General features: G+C 38.8%; 16 protein-coding genes, 2 tRNA genes and 1 pseudogene. 14 read left to right on the top strand and 5 right to left on the bottom strand.

Annotation, left to right across the window (positions count from 1 at the left end):
- Nucleotides 1-274: 274 nt before the first annotated feature.
- The 9 genes and pseudogenes from mnmG (at nucleotide 275) to dusA (ending at nucleotide 8,752) form a co-directional block, all read left to right on the top strand.
- Entirely contained in the window at nucleotides 275-2,164 is a 1,890-nt protein-coding gene (mnmG, locus tag AT683_RS02010) for a tRNA uridine-5-carboxymethylaminomethyl(34) synthesis enzyme MnmG (protein WP_050845999.1), read from the top strand.
- Nucleotides 2,165-2,345: 181 nt separating this feature from the next.
- Nucleotides 2,346-2,720, top strand: coding sequence for a 30S ribosomal protein S12 (gene rpsL / locus AT683_RS02005; RefSeq protein WP_005543325.1), 375 nt, complete (start codon nucleotides 2,346-2,348; stop codon nucleotides 2,718-2,720).
- Nucleotides 2,721-2,877: 157 nt separating this feature from the next.
- Entirely contained in the window at nucleotides 2,878-3,348 is a 471-nt protein-coding gene (gene rpsG / locus AT683_RS02000) for a 30S ribosomal protein S7 (protein ID WP_038440497.1), read from the top strand.
- Between the two features lie 83 nt (nucleotides 3,349-3,431).
- On the top strand, nucleotides 3,432-5,534 hold the full coding sequence (gene fusA / locus AT683_RS01995) for an elongation factor G (protein WP_005651039.1): 2,103 nt from the start codon (nucleotides 3,432-3,434) through the stop codon (nucleotides 5,532-5,534).
- A 64-nt stretch (nucleotides 5,535-5,598) separates the two neighbouring features.
- Nucleotides 5,599-6,783, top strand: a complete 1,185-nt coding sequence (gene tuf, locus AT683_RS01990; RefSeq protein ID WP_005667564.1) for an elongation factor Tu — start codon at nucleotides 5,599-5,601, stop codon at nucleotides 6,781-6,783.
- Nucleotides 6,784-7,019: 236 nt separating this feature from the next.
- A pseudogene (locus AT683_RS09990) lies at nucleotides 7,020-7,256 on the top strand (chloride channel protein); the annotation flags it as partial.
- A 43-nt stretch (nucleotides 7,257-7,299) separates the two neighbouring features.
- A complete protein-coding gene (locus AT683_RS09810; RefSeq protein ID WP_229380874.1) occupies nucleotides 7,300-7,587 on the top strand; it encodes a chloride channel protein in 288 nt (95 codons plus the stop codon).
- Nucleotides 7,584-7,760, top strand: coding sequence for a hypothetical protein (locus AT683_RS09805; protein WP_005688121.1), 177 nt, complete (start codon nucleotides 7,584-7,586; stop codon nucleotides 7,758-7,760). The genes AT683_RS09810 and AT683_RS09805 overlap by 4 nt, the downstream gene beginning before the upstream one ends.
- Nucleotides 7,761-7,762: 2 nt before the next feature.
- Nucleotides 7,763-8,752 carry a tRNA dihydrouridine(20/20a) synthase DusA gene (dusA, locus tag AT683_RS01975; RefSeq protein WP_058222156.1) on the top strand — a complete coding sequence of 330 codons (990 nt, stop codon included), beginning with the start codon at nucleotides 7,763-7,765 and terminating at the stop codon, nucleotides 8,750-8,752.
- Between the two features lie 48 nt (nucleotides 8,753-8,800).
- Here the strand turns inward: dusA and AT683_RS01970 are convergent, their stop codons facing one another.
- Nucleotides 8,801-9,091 (bottom strand): YfcZ/YiiS family protein, encoded by a 291-nt coding sequence (locus tag AT683_RS01970; RefSeq protein WP_005636074.1) that lies wholly within the window; start codon nucleotides 9,089-9,091, stop codon nucleotides 8,801-8,803.
- Between the two features lie 21 nt (nucleotides 9,092-9,112).
- Nucleotides 9,113-10,117, bottom strand: coding sequence for a tryptophan--tRNA ligase (gene trpS, locus AT683_RS01965; protein ID WP_038440474.1), 1,005 nt, complete (start codon nucleotides 10,115-10,117; stop codon nucleotides 9,113-9,115).
- A gap of 128 nt (nucleotides 10,118-10,245) precedes the next feature.
- Here trpS and hflD point away from each other — a divergent pair, with 128 nt between their 5' ends.
- The 5 genes from hflD (at nucleotide 10,246) to glmU (ending at nucleotide 14,973) form a co-directional block, all read left to right on the top strand.
- Nucleotides 10,246-10,863, top strand: coding sequence for a high frequency lysogenization protein HflD (gene hflD, locus AT683_RS01960; protein ID WP_005638526.1), 618 nt, complete (start codon nucleotides 10,246-10,248; stop codon nucleotides 10,861-10,863).
- 22 nt (nucleotides 10,864-10,885) lie between these two features.
- Nucleotides 10,886-12,256, top strand: coding sequence for an adenylosuccinate lyase (gene purB / locus AT683_RS01955; protein ID WP_038440471.1), 1,371 nt, complete (start codon nucleotides 10,886-10,888; stop codon nucleotides 12,254-12,256).
- Nucleotides 12,257-12,527: 271 nt separating this feature from the next.
- Nucleotides 12,528-13,019 carry a 50S ribosomal protein L10 gene (gene rplJ, locus AT683_RS01950; RefSeq protein ID WP_038440469.1) on the top strand — a complete coding sequence of 164 codons (492 nt, stop codon included), beginning with the start codon at nucleotides 12,528-12,530 and terminating at the stop codon, nucleotides 13,017-13,019.
- 54 nt (nucleotides 13,020-13,073) lie between these two features.
- Nucleotides 13,074-13,445, top strand: a complete 372-nt coding sequence (gene rplL / locus AT683_RS01945) for a 50S ribosomal protein L7/L12 (RefSeq protein ID WP_005650892.1) — start codon at nucleotides 13,074-13,076, stop codon at nucleotides 13,443-13,445.
- 157 nt (nucleotides 13,446-13,602) lie between these two features.
- A complete protein-coding gene (glmU, locus tag AT683_RS01940) occupies nucleotides 13,603-14,973 on the top strand; it encodes a bifunctional UDP-N-acetylglucosamine diphosphorylase/glucosamine-1-phosphate N-acetyltransferase GlmU (protein WP_038440459.1) in 1,371 nt (456 codons plus the stop codon).
- Between the two features lie 40 nt (nucleotides 14,974-15,013).
- On the opposite strand, the gene AT683_RS01935 is transcribed toward glmU, so the two are convergent.
- The 3 genes from AT683_RS01935 to AT683_RS01925 all read right to left on the bottom strand — a co-directional run bounded on the left by AT683_RS01935 (nucleotide 15,014) and on the right by AT683_RS01925 (nucleotide 15,631).
- Nucleotides 15,014-15,325: a DUF5389 family protein gene (locus AT683_RS01935; protein ID WP_038440457.1), complete on the bottom strand. Its 312-nt coding sequence runs from the start codon at nucleotides 15,323-15,325 to the stop codon at nucleotides 15,014-15,016.
- Nucleotides 15,326-15,420: 95 nt separating this feature from the next.
- Nucleotides 15,421-15,497: transfer RNA gene (locus AT683_RS01930), tRNA-Arg, on the bottom strand.
- 57 nt (nucleotides 15,498-15,554) lie between these two features.
- Nucleotides 15,555-15,631 (bottom strand) — tRNA-Arg (locus AT683_RS01925).
- Between the last annotated feature and the right edge of the window lie 7 nt (nucleotides 15,632-15,638).

The raw sequence follows: 15,638 nt of genomic DNA, 5'->3' as shown, positions 1-15,638 counted from the left end.
TTTACACACAAGATTTTTAAAGAAAATGATCGCATTTTCACAAGATCTTTAGATCCTATAACACCAGTTTCCGTAAGGATCTAATAAGGTTACTCACAATCACAAAGGATCTTAATAGTAACAATAATAAGATCTTTATATATAAAAAGAGATCTTATTTACTAATACAAACCTGATCTTTCAAAGGATCAATAGATCCATTCTTTTTTTGTCAGGTGTTTTAAATTTCTGTAGAATAACGCCAATTTTTTGATCCGAATAAATAGAGATAGATATGTTTTACACTGAAACTTATGATGTGATTGTGATCGGTGGTGGCCATGCGGGTACAGAAGCTGCGCTTGCACCAGCTCGAATGGGATTAAAAACCCTTTTATTAACACATAATGTAGATACTTTAGGGCAAATGTCTTGTAATCCTGCAATTGGTGGGATCGGTAAAGGTCATTTAGTAAAAGAAATAGATGCTATGGGTGGTTTGATGGCGCATGCTGCAGATAAAGCAGGAATTCAATTTCGTACTTTAAATAGTAGTAAAGGTCCAGCAGTACGTGCTACTCGAGCTCAAGCTGACAGAGTTTTATATCGTCAAGCTGTTCGTACTGCATTAGAAAATCAACCTAATTTAGATATTTTCCAACAAGAAGCGACAGATATTCTAATTGATCAAGATCGAGTTACAGGTGTTAGCACAAAAATGGGATTAATTTTTCGTGCTAAATCAGTGGTATTAACTGCAGGTACTTTCTTAGCCGGTAAAATTCATATTGGTTTGGAAAATTATGAAGGTGGTCGTGCTGGAGATCCTGCTTCTGTAAATCTTTCACATCGATTAAGGGATCTCGGATTACGTGTAGATCGCCTTAAAACAGGTACACCACCGCGTATTGATGCACGCACGATCAATTTTGATATTTTAGCTAAACAGCATGGTGATGCGGTGTTACCTGTATTTTCTTTTATGGGATCGGTATCTGATCACCCGCAACAAATTCCTTGTTATATCACCCACACTAATGAACAAACCCATGAAGTGATCCGTAATAACTTGGATCGCAGTCCAATGTATACAGGTGTGATTGAAGGGATCGGTCCACGTTATTGCCCATCTATTGAAGATAAAGTAATGCGTTTTGCAGATCGTAATTCACATCAAATCTATTTGGAACCAGAAGGATTAACCAGTAACGAAGTGTATCCAAATGGGATTTCTACCAGTTTGCCGTTTGACGTACAAATGGGCATTGTAAATTCCATGAAAGGTTTGGAAAAAGCTCGTATCATTAAACCGGGTTATGCCATTGAATATGATTATTTTGATCCACGTGATTTAAAACCAACGTTAGAAACAAAAGCTATTTCAGGTTTATTCTTCGCAGGCCAAATTAACGGTACAACCGGTTATGAAGAAGCAGCGGCACAAGGCTTATTGGCGGGGATTAACGCAGGTCTTTATGTACAAGAGAAAGAGGCATGGTATCCACGTCGTGATCAATCTTATACTGGAGTATTGGTTGATGACCTTTGTACGCTCGGTACCAAAGAACCATATCGTGTATTCACTTCTCGTGCTGAATACCGTTTGTTATTACGTGAAGACAATGCGGATATTCGTTTAACGCCAATTGCCCATGAATTAGGTTTGATTGATGAGGCTCGCTGGGCACGCTTTAATCAAAAAATGGAAAAGATTGAGCAAGAACGCCAGCGCTTACGCAGCATTTGGCTGCATCCGCGTTCTGAATATTTAGAAGAAGCCAATAAAGTGCTTGGCAGTCCACTTGTGCGTGAAGCCAGCGGTGAAGATTTATTACGCCGTCCAGAAATGACCTACGATATTTTGACTTCTTTAACGCCATACAAACCGGCAATGGAAGATAGAGAAGCCGTAGAACAAGTAGAAATTGCTATTAAATATCAAGGCTATATTGAGCATCAACAAGAAGAAATTAAAAAACAAAAACGCCACGAAAATACGGCTATTCCAGCTAACTTTGATTACAGCAAAGTGTCTGGTTTATCTAATGAAGTACGTGCGAAATTGGAACTACATCGTCCGGTTTCCATTGGTCAAGCGAGCCGAATTTCAGGTATAACGCCTGCTGCTATTTCAATTATTCTGATTAATTTGAAAAAACAAGGCATGCTAAAACGTGGGGAATAAAGTTTTTTATTGAAAAACAAAAGTGCGGTAAATTTTAATCTAGTTTTAAGCCTGGAGTATATTGTTTAATTATTGACAATAAAGCGTAAAACTATTAGAATTCGCCGTCTATTTCTGTATAGAAGTAGATTTTTTGAACAACATTCTATTATTGAATAACATTTAAACTGGAGCTTTTTTAATGGCAACTATCAACCAGCTAGTACGCAAACCGCGTGTGAAAAAGGTTGTAAAAAGCAACGTTCCTGCATTAGAGGCTTGCCCGCAGAAACGTGGTGTATGTACTCGTGTATATACTACAACTCCTAAAAAACCAAACTCAGCGTTACGTAAAGTATGTCGTATCCGCTTAACTAACGGTTTTGAAGTAACTTCTTATATTGGTGGTGAAGGTCACAACCTTCAAGAACACAGTGTTGTATTAATCCGTGGTGGTCGTGTTAAAGACTTACCAGGTGTGCGTTACCACACAGTACGCGGTGCATTAGACTGCGCAGGCGTTAAAGATCGTAAACAAGGTCGTTCTAAATACGGCGTTAAACGTCCTAAAGCTTAATGGTTCTCCGTTAAGTAAGGCCAAACGTCTAAATTAGCAAAAAAATTTAAACCATAAACTCCAGTCAAAAAGCACTTTGTGCTGCAAATTTTCTCAAAGAGAAATATTGCTGATGGGTTTTGGATATCCTGAAGATTAAAATACGGAGAAATTCGCAATGCCACGTCGTCGTAGTATTGAAGCACGCAAGATTCTTCCAGATCCGAAGTTCGGTTCAGAATTACTTGCAAAATTTATTAATGTAATCATGGTAGACGGTAAAAAATCCGTTGCTGAATCAATCGTTTATGGTGCTTTAGAAACTTTAGCACAACGCACAGGTAAAGAACCTTTAGAAGCGTTTGAAGTTGCACTTGAAAACGTACGTCCAACTGTTGAGGTTAAATCTCGTCGTGTTGGTGGTTCTACTTACCAAGTACCAGTTGAAGTGCGCCCTGTACGTCGTAACGCATTAGGTATGCGTTGGATCGTTGAAGCAGCACGTAAACGTGGTGATAAATCAATGGCTTTACGCCTTGCAAACGAATTATCTGATGCTTCAGATAATAAAGGTGCAGCAGTTAAAAAACGTGAAGACGTTCACCGCATGGCTGAAGCTAACAAAGCATTTGCTCACTACCGTTGGTAATAAGTTTTTGAATTTAAAGGGCTTCATCATTGATGAAGCCTTACCCTTATATAAACTGATATTAAATAAACAAGGTTATAATAATGGCTCGTACAACCCCTATTGAAAGATATCGTAATATCGGTATCAGTGCGCACATTGATGCGGGTAAAACCACTACTACTGAGCGTATCTTATTCTATACTGGTGTTAGCCACAAAATCGGTGAAGTGCACGATGGTGCAGCAACGATGGACTGGATGGAACAAGAACAAGAGCGTGGTATCACCATTACCTCTGCGGCAACAACTGCATTCTGGTCTGGTATGTCACAACAATTCCCACAACATCGTATCAATGTTATCGATACTCCGGGACACGTGGACTTTACTGTTGAAGTAGAACGTTCTATGCGTGTTCTTGATGGCGCAGTAATGGTTTACTGTGCGGTTGGTGGTGTTCAACCACAATCTGAAACCGTATGGCGTCAAGCTAACAAGTATGAAGTTCCACGTATTGCGTTCGTAAATAAAATGGACCGTACTGGTGCGAACTTCTTACGTGTTGTTGAACAATTAAAAACTCGCTTAGGTGCTAATGCTATTCCTCTTCAACTCCCTGTTGGTGCAGAAGAAAACTTCACAGGTGTAGTTGATTTGATCAAAATGAAAGCGATCAATTGGAATGAAGCAGACCAAGGTATGACTTTCACTTATGAAGAAGTGCCTGCTAATATGCAAGCAGACTGTGAAGAATGGCGTCAAAACCTTGTTGAAGCGGCAGCTGAAGCGTCAGAAGAATTAATGGAAAAATACTTAGGTGGCGAAGACTTAACTGAAGAAGAAATTAAGTCAGCATTACGTCAGCGTGTATTAGCAAATGAAATTATTTTGGTAACCTGTGGTTCTGCGTTCAAAAACAAAGGTGTTCAAGCAATGCTTGATGCAGTTGTTGAATACCTACCAGCACCAACTGATATTCCTGCTATTAAAGGTATCAATCCAGATGAAACTGAAGGTGAGCGTCACGCAAGTGATGAAGAACCATTCTCTTCATTAGCATTTAAAATTGCAACTGACCCATTCGTAGGTAACTTAACATTCTTCCGTGTATATTCTGGAGTGATTAATTCTGGAGATACAGTATTGAATTCTGTACGTCAAAAACGTGAACGTTTTGGTCGTATCGTACAGATGCACGCTAATAAACGTGAAGAAATTAAAGAAGTTCGTGCAGGTGACATCGCAGCTGCTATCGGATTAAAAGATGTAACTACTGGTGATACATTATGTGCAATTGATGCGCCAATTATCCTTGAGCGTATGGAATTCCCAGAGCCAGTAATCTCTGTTGCGGTAGAACCAAAAACTAAAGCTGACCAAGAAAAAATGGGCTTAGCATTAGGTCGTTTAGCACAAGAAGACCCTTCATTCCGTGTTCACACAGATGAGGAATCTGGTGAAACCATTATTTCTGGTATGGGTGAGTTGCACTTAGATATCATTGTTGATCGTATGAAACGTGAGTTCAAAGTGGAAGCCAATATTGGTAAACCACAAGTATCATACCGTGAAACTATCCGTACTCGTGTTAATGATGTAGAAGGTAAACACGCTAAACAATCTGGTGGTCGCGGTCAATATGGTCACGTTGTTATTGACTTATATCCATTAGATCCAGAAGGCCCTGGTTATGAATTTGTAAACGAAATCAAAGGTGGTGTAATTCCTGGTGAATACATTCCAGCCGTTGATAAAGGTATTCAAGAACAACTTAAATCTGGTCCATTAGCTGGTTACCCAGTAGTTGATCTTGGTGTACGTTTACACTTCGGTTCATACCATGATGTGGATTCATCTGAGTTAGCATTTAAACTTGCTGCGTCTTTAGCATTTAAAGCAGCATTCTCAAAAGCAAACCCAGTATTACTTGAGCCAATTATGAAAGTTGAAGTTGAAACTCCACCTGAATATGTTGGTGATGTAATTGGTGATTTAAGCCGTCGTCGTGCTATGGTTAACGGTCAAGAAGCGAACGAGTTTGTTGTTAAGATCGATGCTGAAGTTCCACTTTCTGAGATGTTCGGTTATGCAACAGATTTACGTTCACAAACTCAAGGTCGTGCATCATACTCAATGGAACCGTTAAAATATGCTGAAGCTCCAACAAGTGTGGCAGCTGCAGTAATTGAAGCGCGTAAAAAATAATTTTTGTAAACCAGCGGTGTAAAATATGATTGTTTTATACCGCACTTCTTAGGAAACATTAGCAATGTCTAAAGAAAAATTTGAACGTACAAAACCGCACGTAAACGTGGGTACAATCGGCCACGTTGACCACGGTAAAACAACTTTAACAGCAGCAATCACAACCGTATTAGCAAAACACTACGGTGGTGCAGCGCGTGCATTTGACCAAATTGATAACGCGCCAGAAGAAAAAGCGCGTGGTATTACCATCAACACTTCACACGTTGAATACGATACACCGACTCGCCACTACGCACACGTAGACTGTCCGGGACACGCCGACTATGTTAAAAATATGATTACTGGTGCGGCTCAAATGGATGGTGCTATTTTAGTAGTAGCAGCAACAGATGGTCCTATGCCACAAACTCGTGAACACATCTTATTAGGTCGCCAAGTAGGTGTTCCATACATCATCGTATTCTTAAACAAATGCGACATGGTAGATGACGAAGAGTTATTAGAATTAGTAGAAATGGAAGTTCGTGAACTTCTATCTCAATATGACTTCCCAGGTGACGATACACCAATCGTACGTGGTTCAGCATTACAAGCGTTAAACGGCGTAGCAGAATGGGAAGAAAAAATCCTTGAGTTAGCAAACCACTTAGATACTTATATTCCAGAACCAGAACGTGCGATTGACCAACCGTTCCTTCTTCCAATCGAAGATGTGTTCTCAATCTCAGGTCGTGGTACTGTAGTAACAGGTCGTGTAGAACGTGGTATCATCCGTACAGGTGATGAAGTAGAAATCGTCGGTATCAAAGATACAGCGAAAACTACTGTAACTGGTGTTGAAATGTTCCGTAAATTACTTGACGAAGGTCGTGCAGGTGAAAACATCGGTGCATTATTACGTGGTACCAAACGTGAAGAAATCGAACGTGGTCAAGTATTAGCGAAACCAGGTTCAATCACACCACACACTGACTTCGAATCAGAAGTGTACGTATTATCAAAAGATGAAGGTGGTCGTCATACTCCATTCTTCAAAGGTTACCGTCCACAATTCTATTTCCGTACAACAGACGTGACTGGTACTATCGAATTACCAGAAGGCGTGGAAATGGTAATGCCAGGGGATAACATCAAGATGACAGTAAGCTTAATCCACCCAATCGCGATGGATCAAGGTTTACGTTTCGCAATCCGTGAAGGTGGCCGTACAGTAGGTGCAGGCGTTGTTGCGAAAATCATCAAATAATAGATGAACTCTTGAATGTCTTAAAGATAAAAGACAGAAGAAGTAAAAAGAAAAGTGCGGAGAAAATTCTCCGCACTTTTTTATTCTATATTTGATAATTCGTTTAAATATTTATTAAGTTAATAGATTTTAGATAATAAGTCATTTATTTGATTCCTAGAACAATAAATACATTGCTCCTTATAAATGACACTTCTATAATTTTTAATTAATTGGCATTAATCAAATAAACTACTATGTTATGTCCACTCAAATTTCACTTACGCTATTTTTTCCATAAGAAATTACGTCAAACATACAGAATTTCCCACAAAAGTTTAGAATTTATCTGCCTAATCATAGGCATGGCTTGCCTGACTTGGTTTACGAAAAAATATACTCCATATGTTGGAGGAAGTGGTATTCCACAAGTGATTGCATCAATTAATCTTCCTCATAGTAGCTATAAAACCAAATTAGTTGAATTCAGCCAAACTATTTGGAAAATTCCTCTTACCTTTTTGGCTATGCTTATCGGTGTATCAGTTGGGCGTATTAGCTACTGGTTTTATTCTTGTCGCGATTCAAGGAAACAGCCCTTATTTTCCACGTTATCAAGGGGCAACATCGGTTTCTTGTCTCTATCTTTGGCTTGCAATTTGTGGGGTGGGTTATGGCATTCTAGGTGGCATATTTGGACGATTATTAGCAAAAGGTATCGCAGGATTATCACCTGAAAAATGGCGTGGCTGGGTTCGCCAACATCCTATTTATATTGCTTTATTATTGGGTTTAGTGCTTGCCGCACTGTTGGAGTGGAAATGACAGGCGCGCAACTCGTTCTCATTTGGCTCTTGATTTCCAGCATTATTGCATCCATAATCTCGCGCCAATTTAGTCCTAAACCATTTTACCACTTTGCTGCAGGCCGTTTTCGCCAGCAAATGCAAGCTCGTCAAGCCGAAGAATTACGCAGCAAAACCAAACAAGAGAAATAAAAATGCCTCAAAATCTACCGCACTTTTACCGCGGCCGTTTTTCTGTTGCGCCAATGTTAGATTGGACAACACGCCATTGTCGTTATTTTCATCGCCAATTTTCAAAGCACGCATTACTTTACACCGAAATGGTCACTGCGCCTGCGATTATCCATGCCAAATACGATCACTTGGATTTTTATTTACAAGAAAATCCCGTTGCGTTACAGCTGGGAGGAAGTGATCCTGAACAACTCAAATATTGTGCAAAACTTGCTGAGGAACGAGGTTATCACGAAATTAATCTTAATGTAGGATGCCCTTCTGATCGCGTACAAAATGGAATGTTTGGCGCCTGCTTAATGGCGAAAGCAGATTTGGTGGCCGACTGTGTAGAACAAATGCAAAGTGCGGTCAAAATTCCAGTCACAGTGAAAACACGTATTGGTATTGATGAATTAGACAGCTATGAATTTTTATGTGATTTTATTGAGAAGGTTCAAGGAAAAGGTTGCCAAGAGTTTATTATCCATGCACGAAAAGCTTGGCTTTCAGGGTTAAGTCCCAAAGAAAATCGAGAAATTCCACCATTAGATTATGCTCGAGTGTATCAACTAAAACGTGATTTTCCACATCTAACTATCGCAATTAATGGCGGCATAAAAACCATTGAAGAAATGAAACAACATTTGCAATATGTGGACGGCGTGATGGTTGGGCGAGAGGCCTATCAAAATCCAAGTTTACTTGGGCAAATTGACCAAGCCTTATTTGATCCTAACGCTGCAATTGTTACCGCTCATGAAGCGGTACAGTCAATGCTTCCTTATATTGAACAACAACTTAACCAAGGAATACACCTTAATCATATCGTCCGCCATATGCTAGGCGCATTCCAAAATTGCAAAGGTGCCCGTCAATGGCGACGCTATTTAAGCGAAAATGCGTTTAAACAAGGTGCGGGAGTTGAAGTGGTTGAAACCGCCCTAAGCTTTGTAGAAAACGAATCCTAAAAAACAAAATAAGCCGCAAAAGTGCGGCCTATTTTTCAGCTGTTTTTCTTACGCAATACGCATTTGAAAAATCACCAATTCAGCTTGGCAACAGAAAGTGAAATCTGCCTTTAATAAATAGCCATCATCCACTTTTGTAATTTCAGATTGAATTTCACAAGGTTCACTTTCTACATCACGCGCTTTCTGAGTAAAAAATGCGAGTGCTTCTTGAGCTTGTTCTTCACTGTCATAAATATATTCAATAACCTGACTACAATCACGATTATCGAAAAGTGATTTCATATCAAAAGTATTACAACCTACACATTCAATCGGTTTTTCAGTTTGAATTGCCATAATATTATCCTTTTATTCAGATTATTTTGCAGCGACAAAACCCACTGCTTCATACACTTTAGCCAAGGTTTCTTGAGCTTTTGCACGCGCTTTTTCCGCACCTTGTCGTAAGATATTATCTAATAAAGCTTCATCATTACGATATTGATGGAAACGCTCTTGTAAACCAGTAAGTAAGGTTGAGACTTCATCCGCTACTGCAGTTTTTAAATGTCCGTACATTTTACCTTCAAATTCTTTTTCAAGATCAGCTATTGGCTTATCTGTAACCGCAGAAAGAATATCTAAAAGATTGGATACTCCCGCTTTATTTTGCACATCATAACGAACAACAGGCGGCTCATCTGAATCCGTTACGGCACGTTTAATTTTCTTCGCCACAGATTTTGGATCTTCTAAAAGTGTCACCACGTTGTTGCGGTTATCATCTGATTTTGACATTTTCTTTTCAGGATCTTGCAATGACATAATACGCGCGCCTGCTTTTCCAATGAAAATTTCAGGAATAGTGAAAATATTGCCATAAAGCGCATTAAAGCGGTTTGCAATATCACGCGTAATTTCTAAGTGTTGTTTTTGGTCATCGCCAACAGGCACGCTTTTTGCTTGATAAAGTAAAATATCCGCCGCCATTAACACTGGGTAATCAAACAAACCCACGTTAATATTTTCTGCATAACGCGCTGATTTATCTTTAAATTGCGTCATTCGGCTCATTTCACCGAAATAGGTGTAACAGTTTAACACCCAGCTTAATTGCGTGTGTTCTGGAACGTGAGATTGAACAAAAATAGTACTTTTATTTGGATCAATTCCACATGCCAAATAGAGTGCAAGCACATCAAGCGTTGCTTTACGAAGGGCAACAGGATCTTGACGCACAGTGATCGCATGTAAATCAACTACGCAGAAAATACATTCATAATCCTCTTGCATTTTCACCCAGTTGCGCAACGCGCCCAAATAATTTCCGATAGTTAATTCACCAGAAGGCTGCACGCCACTAAAAACAATTGGTTTTGCCATAATCAATCCTTAATACCTTAAAACTGTTCGCTCATCATATCAGAAACTCTAGGCTTTTTTAATGTTCGAGTTCAAAAGCTAGGTTAAAAATGTTATATTTAACGGAAACGTTTTCCTAATATTTTCTAATGAAAAACTACCACGATATTGTTCTTGCCCTTGCTGGAGTGTGCCAATCAGCAAAATTGGTTCATCAACTTGCAACAGAAAGTCGAGCAGATTCAGATACATTTTTAACCGCACTTAATAGCCTTTTCATTACCCAACCACAACGAATCGAAGATGTTTTTGGTGGAGAAGTTCGTCATTTAAAATTAGGTCTAGAAACCTTAATTCATCAGCTCAATGCACAAGGCGATCAAAATTTAACTCGCTATTGGCTAAGCCTTTTGGCATTAGAAGGGAAATTATCGAAAAATCCCGATGCCAAACAAACATTAGGCAATCGAATTTCTCGCCTAAAAGAACAGGAAATTCATTACGCTCGCGATAGTGAAACAATGCTATCTATTATGGCAAATATTTACAGCGACGTTATTAGCCCATTGGGCAAAAAAATTCACATACTAGGCTCGCCTGATTATTTGCGACAAGAACTAGTGCAAAATAAAATCCGTGCAGTTTTACTTGCGGGAATTCGATCTGCCGTGCTGTGGAAACAAATGGGCGGAACAAAATGGCAAATTTTATTTTTCCGCAGAAAATTACTTGCCACCGCAAAACAGATTTATTCTTCTATTTATTAATACAATTCTGGAGCAAACATTTATGCAACTCTCTACACTGACCGCACTTTCCCCTCTTGATGGTCGTTATCAAGATAAAGTAACTCCATTACGCACTATTTTTAGCGAATTCGGGTTAATGAAATTCCGTGTAGCTGTGGAAGTTCGTTGGTTACAAAAATTAGCTTCAACGGCAGACATTACTGAAGTACCGACATTTTCTATGCAAGCAAATGCTTTTTTAGATGGAATTGTGGCTAATTTTAATGAGACAGATGCTGCGCGTATTAAAGAAATTGAACGCACAACTAATCACGATGTAAAGGCCGTTGAATATTTTCTGAAAGAGAAAATTCAAAATGAAGTGGAACTAGTAAACATTTCCGAATTTATTCACTTCGCTTGCACCTCGGAAGATATTAACAACCTCTCTCACGCATTAATGTTAAGCACCGCTCGTGATGAAGTGATTTTACCAGAATGGCAAAAACTGATTGATGAAATCACTCGTCTTGCAGAAGAATATAAAACGATTCCACTACTTTCTCGCACACATGGCCAGCCAGCTTCACCAAGCACAGTGGGCAAAGAAATGGCGAATGTCGTTTATCGCCTAAAACGTCAATTTAAACAACTTCAGAACGCAGAAATCTTAGGTAAAATCAATGGTGCGGTAGGTAACTACAATGCGCATTTATCAGCATATCCTAATATTGATTGGCATAAATTCAGCGAAGAATTTGTCACTTCATTAGGTATTCAATGGAATCCTTATACCACTCAAATTGAACCGCACGATTACATCGCTGAATTTTTTGATGCTGTAGTTCGCTTTAATACCATTATCATTGATTTTGATCGGGATTTATGGGGATACATTGCATTAAATCACTTTAAACAACGAACTATTGCAGGCGAAATTGGTTCTTCTACCATGCCACATAAAGTCAATCCAATTGATTTTGAAAACTCAGAGGGCAATCTAGGGTTAGCCAATGCTGTAATGACTCACTTAGGTCAAAAGTTACCAATTTCTCGCTGGCAGCGTGACTTAACGGATTCAACCGTATTACGTAATTTAGGCGTAGGATTAGGTTATTGTTTGATCGCTTATGCTTCAACACGCAAAGGCATTAGTAAACTTGAAGTAAATCAACCGCACTTATTAGAAGAACTCAATCAAAACTGGGAAGTTTTGGCTGAACCAATTCAAACCGTAATGCGCCGCTACGGAATAGAAAAACCTTACGAAAAATTAAAAGAATTAACGCGAGGTAAACGAGTGACAGAACAAGCTATGCGTGAATTCATTGATAAGTTGGCTATTCCACAAGAAGAAAAATTACGTTTACAAAAATTAACACCCACTACTTATATTGGGGCTGCAGTGGAATTAGTAGAGAAGCTATCATAGGAATTTGGCTCTTTTTCCAACAATATTCTTTACAAGAACATAGCTTTTCTCTATAATCCTGCGCCTGTGTTAGTCAATCTAACAAATTTCTGGTTGGTGCTTGACCTATTCAAGCCCCATCCAAGACCGTAGGGGAGTAATCTTAATTATCCTACGTAGATGGTGAACAGAATAAGAATTTTTCTTGCTTCTGGGCGCCGAAGTCATCCTAGTCTTAGGATTAGGTAAATTAATTCCGAGTAATCGGAGTGTATTCAGGAGCTAAAAGCCAATGGCATTAAATCTTCAAGACAAACAAGCAATTGTTGCTGAAGTAAATGAAGCAGCCAAAGGTGCACTTTCAGTAGTAATCGCGGATTCTCGCGGTGTAACTGTTGAGAAAATGACTGAATTACGTAAATCAGCACGTGAAGCTGGCGTTACAATGCGTGTAGTTCGTAATACTTTATTACGTCGCGCAGTTGAAGGCACAGATTACGAATGCTTAAAAGATACGTTTGTAGGTCCAACACTTATCGCGTTCTCTAACGAACACCCGGGCGCAGCTGCTCGTTTGTTCAAAGAGTTTGCTAAAGCAAACGATAAGTTTGAAATTAAAGGTGCAGCCTTTGAAGGTAAAATCCAAGATGTTGAATTCTTGGCAACATTACCAACTTACGAAGAAGCGATTGCACGTTTAATGGGCACAATGAAAGAAGCTGCAGCAGGCAAACTTGCTCGCACCTTCGCGGCATTACGCGACAAATTACAAGAAGCAGCTTAATCATTAAGCGTTTCTTACTTCATCTAACTTTATTTATTTTAGGAATTGATTGTTATGTCATTAACTAACGAACAAATCATTGAAGCGATTGCTTCAAAAACTGTAACTGAAATCGTTGAATTAATCGCAGCGATGGAAGAAAAATTCGGTGTTTCAGCAGCGGCAGCAGTAGCAGCAGCTCCAGCAGCAGGCGGCGCAGCGGCAGCAGAAGAAAAAACTGAATTCGACGTTGTACTTAAATCTGCAGGTGCGAACAAAGTAGCAGTAATTAAAGCAGTACGTGGTGCAACTGGTTTAGGCTTAAAAGAAGCTAAAGATTTAGTTGAATCTGCTCCAGCTAACTTAAAAGAAGGTGTTTCTAAAGAAGAAGCTGAAGCACTTAAGAAAGAATTAGAAGAAGCGGGCGCAGAAGTAGAAGTTAAATAATTTCTATTTTAACCACTTTAAAATTCAAAAAACCGATGGGAAACCATCGGTTTTTTTCTTATCTAAAAGTCTGTTATAGCTTTTACTTAAAAACTTACCATTCGCTATCTTTCTACGATAGAATATTACCCATTATTGATGAATAAAGAGAAAATCTATGACAAAAAAAGCATTAAGTGCGGTAATTTTAGCAGCTGGAAAAGGCACGCGCATGTATTCCGATTTACCTAAAGTTCTACATACAATCGCGGGTAAACCAATGGTAAAACACGTGATTGATACTGCCCATCAATTAGGCGCAGAAAATATTCATTTAATCTATGGTCACGGTGGGGACTTAATGCGTACCCATCTTGCAAATGAACAAGTAAATTGGGTATTACAAACAGAACAACTTGGCACAGCACATGCAGTTCAACAAGCGGCACCTTTCTTTAAAGATAACGAAAATATTGTTGTACTTTACGGCGATGCACCATTAATAACTAAAGAAACATTAGAAAAATTAATTGAAGCGAAACCAGAAAATGGCATTGCATTACTTACCGTAAATTTAGATAACCCAACAGGCTATGGACGAATTATCCGTGAAAATGGGAACGTTGTAGCCATTGTAGAACAAAAAGATTCAAATGCAGAGCAACTAAATATTAAAGAAGTCAATACTGGCGTTATGGTATCTGATGGTGCAAGTTTCAAAAAATGGCTCGCGCGTGTAGGCAATAATAATGCTCAAGGCGAATATTACTTAACGGATCTTATTGCTCTCGCAAACCAAGATAATTGCCAAGTTGTTGCTGTACAAGCAACAGATGTCATGGAAGTTGAAGGTGCAAATAATCGCTTACAATTAGCTGCACTTGAACGTTATCTCCAAAATAAACAAGCCTCCAAATTATTACTTGAAGGCGTAATGATCTACGATCCCGCTCGTTTTAACCTACGTGGAACATTAGAGCATGGAAAAGATGTGGAAATCGATGTTAATGTTATTATCGAAGGTAATGTTAAACTCGGTGATCGCGTAAAAATTGGCGCAGGTTGCGTATTGAAAAATGTTGTTATTGGCAATGATGTAGAAATAAAACCCTATTCAGTGCTAGAGGATTCTATAGTAGGAGAAAAAGCCGCAATTGGCCCATTTTCTCGTTTACGCCCAGGTGCAGAACTCGCAGCTGAAACGCATATTGGAAACTTTGTAGAAATTAAAAAATCTACCGTTGGTAAAGGTTCTAAAGTAAATCACCTGACCTATGTTGGCGATTCAGAAATTGGCTCAAATTGTAATATTGGAGCGGGTGTCATAACCTGCAACTACGATGGTGCAAATAAATTTAAAACGATCATCGGTGATAATGTGTTTGTGGGATCTGATACACAATTAGTTGCGCCAGTGAAAGTCGCAAATGGCGCAACTATTGGTGCTGGGACTACAATTACACGTGATGTTGGCGAAAATGAATTAGTGATTACACGAGTTGCTCAACGCCATATTCAAGATTGGCAACGACCAATAAAGAAAAAATAAAATAGAATAAAAAAATCCTACGTATTATCGTAGGATTTTTTTATAAACCAATTTTACAAATCGTAATTAAAATCACATAAAAAATGACCGCACTTAATGTTAATAATTTATTTGCTAGTTTAGGTTTATGTTGATGAAGACGGTATAGCATTCTAGCTGTAACAGCTAGAATAAAGGGATAAACCCAAAAAAGCGTTGAAAATAAATTGATTTGCCAGCTTGATAGATAGGGATTTTTACTAAATACTGTAGAAATTAATAATGCCATTGGACACAATAATATAGGCGAACAAAAGGCAGCAAGACCCCAAGAAAATGGACTAAATTTAGTTGGTAAAGATTGTTTTTTCATATTTTAAATAATTAAAAATAAATAGATACAAGAAAGAAATATAATAAATATATTGAATAGTAAAGAATATTTTAATGAAAGTAACAATGTAGAAATGGCGCACCCGAAAGGATTCGAACCTTTGACCGCTCGGTTCGTAGCCGAGTACTCTATCCAGCTGAGCTACGGGTGCGTAGATGATGCTTTAACTATTCATAACCACTTTAATAAGATAGAGCCGTTTTAAAAATGGCGCACCCGAGAGGATTCGAACCTCTGACCGCTCGGTTCGTAGCCGAGTACTCTATCCAGCTGAGCTACGGGTGCAGAATAA

The sequence above is a fragment of the Haemophilus influenzae genome (assembly GCF_001457655.1).
Classification (GTDB): domain Bacteria; phylum Pseudomonadota; class Gammaproteobacteria; order Enterobacterales; family Pasteurellaceae; genus Haemophilus; species Haemophilus influenzae.
This window is presented reverse-complemented; position numbering and strand designations above follow the sequence as displayed.

Coding starts and splice junctions, on each gene's coding strand:
- mnmG (WP_050845999.1), top strand. CDS start 275: ATGTTTTACACTGAAACTTATGATGTGATTGTGATCGGTGGTGGCCAT.
- rpsL (WP_005543325.1), top strand. CDS start 2,346: ATGGCAACTATCAACCAGCTAGTACGCAAACCGCGTGTGAAAAAGGTT.
- rpsG (WP_038440497.1), top strand. CDS start 2,878: ATGCCACGTCGTCGTAGTATTGAAGCACGCAAGATTCTTCCAGATCCG.
- fusA (WP_005651039.1), top strand. CDS start 3,432: ATGGCTCGTACAACCCCTATTGAAAGATATCGTAATATCGGTATCAGT.
- tuf (WP_005667564.1), top strand. CDS start 5,599: ATGTCTAAAGAAAAATTTGAACGTACAAAACCGCACGTAAACGTGGGT.
- AT683_RS09805 (WP_005688121.1), top strand. CDS start 7,584: ATGACAGGCGCGCAACTCGTTCTCATTTGGCTCTTGATTTCCAGCATT.
- dusA (WP_058222156.1), top strand. CDS start 7,763: ATGCCTCAAAATCTACCGCACTTTTACCGCGGCCGTTTTTCTGTTGCG.
- AT683_RS01970 (WP_005636074.1), bottom strand. CDS start 9,091: ATGGCAATTCAAACTGAAAAACCGATTGAATGTGTAGGTTGTAATACT.
- trpS (WP_038440474.1), bottom strand. CDS start 10,117: ATGGCAAAACCAATTGTTTTTAGTGGCGTGCAGCCTTCTGGTGAATTA.
- hflD (WP_005638526.1), top strand. CDS start 10,246: ATGAAAAACTACCACGATATTGTTCTTGCCCTTGCTGGAGTGTGCCAA.
- purB (WP_038440471.1), top strand. CDS start 10,886: ATGCAACTCTCTACACTGACCGCACTTTCCCCTCTTGATGGTCGTTAT.
- rplJ (WP_038440469.1), top strand. CDS start 12,528: ATGGCATTAAATCTTCAAGACAAACAAGCAATTGTTGCTGAAGTAAAT.
- rplL (WP_005650892.1), top strand. CDS start 13,074: ATGTCATTAACTAACGAACAAATCATTGAAGCGATTGCTTCAAAAACT.
- glmU (WP_038440459.1), top strand. CDS start 13,603: ATGACAAAAAAAGCATTAAGTGCGGTAATTTTAGCAGCTGGAAAAGGC.
- AT683_RS01935 (WP_038440457.1), bottom strand. CDS start 15,325: ATGAAAAAACAATCTTTACCAACTAAATTTAGTCCATTTTCTTGGGGT.